Here is a 3,009-nt window from a genome sequence, read left to right as displayed (position 1 = left end):
TTGTACATATAGTTGCTTCTTTCCTCCCAAATTAAACAATCCTGATTTAATCAAAATATTCTCAACTTTTCTCACAATTCTCAAAACACTTGTTTCGTCTAAACCCCAATTTGTACCCATGTGAAAATAGGTACGGTACTCTACTGGGCGGGGCACCTGCCCAGCCTCCAGTATTCCAACGTCATTAACACTTGGTCTTCACAGCTCAATTTACTAGGTCTTCCACTCTGCTTGGTGCGCTAAACCGTCGGGAAACAAAGGCGTGCACTCATCCGCTTTTTTGATAAAACTTTTTCAGCCGCAATTACTTTTACCATCTCCAGAAATATTTCTGGAGTTACGCCACACAGCCGTTTGAACTCTGTCGGCTTTAAATTTTCAACTTGTTTATAGCTCACGATCGAAAGGGTTTAATTTGGATCTATTGTATATCTCTCGATCGGACTTTTGCAGGAGGTCTATTATCCGATCGATGTCAGTGCTGGCATTCTCAGGAGTACGGCTCTAGCATTGTTGGAACGCTATCCCAACTTAAAACTGTATGGCTTGGCGGGGACTTACGAGCAGGCTTTGGCGCAATTACCACCAGCGGAACTAGAGAACCGGATGGTGATTTTCCTGGGTAGCACACTCGGAAATCTTACCGATCGAGAGCGTAGCAGTTTCCTGACTAAAATTCAAGAAGCACTCCAACCTGGAGAATTTTTCCTCTTAGGGGTAGATTTACAAAAATTGATCGAAATCATTGAAGCTGCGTATAATGACGATCGAGGGGTGACGGCTGAATTTAACCTCAATATCCTCAGCCATCTCAATCATCGTTTTGGAGGTGACTTTGTACTCGATCGATTCGAGCATTTAGCATTCTACAATCGGGAGCAGCATCAGCTTGAAATGCACCTCCGCAGTTTGGTAACTCAAACTATAACTCTCGCTCGATTAAACTATCGAGTTACATTTGAAGCTGGAGAAACGATCCATACCGAAATCTCGCGCAAGTTCGATCTACCAACATTAGTAAACGAGCTATCAGCTCATGCTTTTAAGCCTCTACAAATCTGGACAGATCCACAAGATTGGTTTGGATTGTTGCTCTGTCAACGTCAATGTACTGTAGAGGAGTGTCCTTGAATCAGTCGATCTCTATCCAAAAATCCTACTTGGTGCAACACATGCGGAGGGAAACTCCGCGTGATTGCATCCGCAAAATCCAAAATCCAAAATCAACATGACAGCACATATCCTCTTAGTTGAAGATGAAGTTAAACTCGCCCGATTTATCGAACTGGAATTGGAGAGTGAGGGCTATCGCGTCAGTGTGGCACACGATGGGATGGCGGGACTTGCGCTGGCGCGGGAGTCGGCACCAGATCTAGCGATTTTGGATTGGATGTTACCAGGGCTGACGGGCGTGGAACTCTGTCGGCGATTGCGATCTACTGGTATATCTATCCCCGTAATTTTACTAACAGCCAAAGATGAAGTGGGCGATCGCGTGACGGGTTTGGATGCTGGAGCCGATGATTATGTCGTCAAACCATTTAGCATCGAAGAACTACTCGCGCGCATCCGTTCTCATCTTCGACGCACCCAAAAAACCGACGAAGATCTGTTGCAATTTGAAGATTTAAGTTTGAATCGGCGAACTCGTGAAGTTCATCGCGGCGGTAGATCGATCGATTTAACAGCCAAAGAATTTGAGTTGTTACAATACCTATTGAGTCATCCACGTCAAGTATTTACTAGAGAGCAAATTATCGAAAATGTGTGGGGATTTGATTTTCTGGGCGACTCAAATATCATCGAAGTTTACGTTCGCTATCTCCGAACTAAGTTAGAGCAAAATAATGAGCCAAGATTGATTCATACCGCGCGCGGTGTTGGCTATGCTTTGCGGGAGCAATAGCGGTAATGAAGATGTTGATGATAACAGCTTGTACGTCACCGAGCGGCGATAATGTTTGTATCATCACCGTTCGCGTAGGCACACGTTCCGCGTGGACGTGCTTGTTAGCCTGCTGTTGATTTCAATATTGCTCACTGACAGGCAATTTCCACTTCGGGTACAGCCGATTGAACGTTTCACGCTGCTGCTTGAGATCGATTTGCAGCAAGTGCTTCTCTACAAGGTCGAACGTTTCCTCTGCGAGTTGGCGCAATTCATGGGTTCCGCTTGCGGCGTCAGATTGAAAAACTTGCTCCAACCGCGCAAAAAAATCAGGCGGTTTGAGGTTCATCTCTTCAACAAAGTAACGTGTCCACTTGAAGCCAGGATGATAAATACGATTTAGCCCGAACAGCAAGTTGAGCAGCCATCGTACAATGGCGCAGTTGTTTTCGTACAACATCGGAATTTCAAGCCGCTCGGTCAGTATTTGTTGACCATCGAACGGACGGAATTTCCGATGCTTCTGCACCATCGAAACAGCAAGTTCTTCAGGATAAGGAGAAAGCCGAGTTTGCCAATGTTTGATAATATCTTCGCCGTAAAGAACAACCGCACGTTGCAGATGAGACACTGTGGCTTGCTTCTCAAACAAAAGCCCGTTTTGCGATACATCGTAACGTTCAACAACATCAATCACGATGTTGTCCATCGTATCTCGCGTCCAATGACCAGCTTCGACTTTCATGCCATATAGATAGAACTGTTCCAACCATGCCTGTTTCGCTTCCCCATACGGCTCAATTTCCCACCCTTTGACACCAACACTTTGTGCTGTGGCTTGTAACTCCTCAGTGGATGGCAGTTGTGACCAGATAAAGGCTAGCTCAAGGTCAGAATACTCGTCTGAAATACCCAATGCTGCCGAGCCAAATACAAAACACGCTTCAACATTGGGGTTAGTAGTGAAGGTAGGCGCAATTTTACAGCACTTCCGGATGTTATGAGGTACAGTAACAGCAATTAGCAAACCAATTTCTGAGATGTTGAGGATCGATTAACTTGATTGCAAGTGAAATTACTCGATCGACCATAATTGTCGTAGTAGGTGAAAACATTCGTAA

The 3,009-nt window shown here is 45.1% G+C and carries 3 protein-coding genes and 1 pseudogene; 2 read left to right on the top strand and 2 right to left on the bottom strand.

What is annotated here, in order from left to right:
- Positions 1–398: pseudogene (locus ACEW9I_RS03120) on the bottom strand (transposase family protein); the annotation flags it as partial.
- 49 nt (positions 399–447) lie between these two features.
- On the opposite strand from ACEW9I_RS03120, the gene ACEW9I_RS03115 reads away from it, so the two are divergent.
- Complete coding sequence (locus tag ACEW9I_RS03115) at positions 448–1,131, top strand: L-histidine N(alpha)-methyltransferase (RefSeq protein WP_373538913.1); 684 nt, start codon at positions 448–450, stop codon at positions 1,129–1,131.
- A 97-nt stretch (positions 1,132–1,228) separates the two neighbouring features.
- Positions 1,229–1,906, top strand: a complete 678-nt coding sequence (locus ACEW9I_RS03110) for a response regulator transcription factor (RefSeq protein WP_373538912.1) — start codon at positions 1,229–1,231, stop codon at positions 1,904–1,906.
- Positions 1,907–2,027: 121 nt separating this feature from the next.
- Here the strand turns inward: ACEW9I_RS03110 and ACEW9I_RS03105 are convergent, their stop codons facing one another.
- A complete protein-coding gene (locus tag ACEW9I_RS03105) occupies positions 2,028–2,915 on the bottom strand; it encodes a DUF4037 domain-containing protein (protein WP_373538911.1) in 888 nt (295 codons plus the stop codon).
- Positions 2,916–3,009: the final 94 nt, after the last annotated feature.

The sequence above is a fragment of the Chamaesiphon sp. genome (genome assembly GCF_041738855.1).
Taxonomy (GTDB): domain Bacteria; phylum Cyanobacteriota; class Cyanobacteriia; order Cyanobacteriales; family Chamaesiphonaceae; genus Chamaesiphon.
The sequence above is the reverse complement of the archived record's forward strand: the minus strand, read 5'-3'. Positions and strand labels throughout refer to the sequence as shown.

Bases quoted from the DNA above. Each gene is read 5' to 3' on its own strand.
- ACEW9I_RS03110 (WP_373538912.1), top strand. From the start codon at position 1,229: ATGACAGCACATATCCTCTTAGTTGAAGATGAAGTTAAACTCGCCCGA.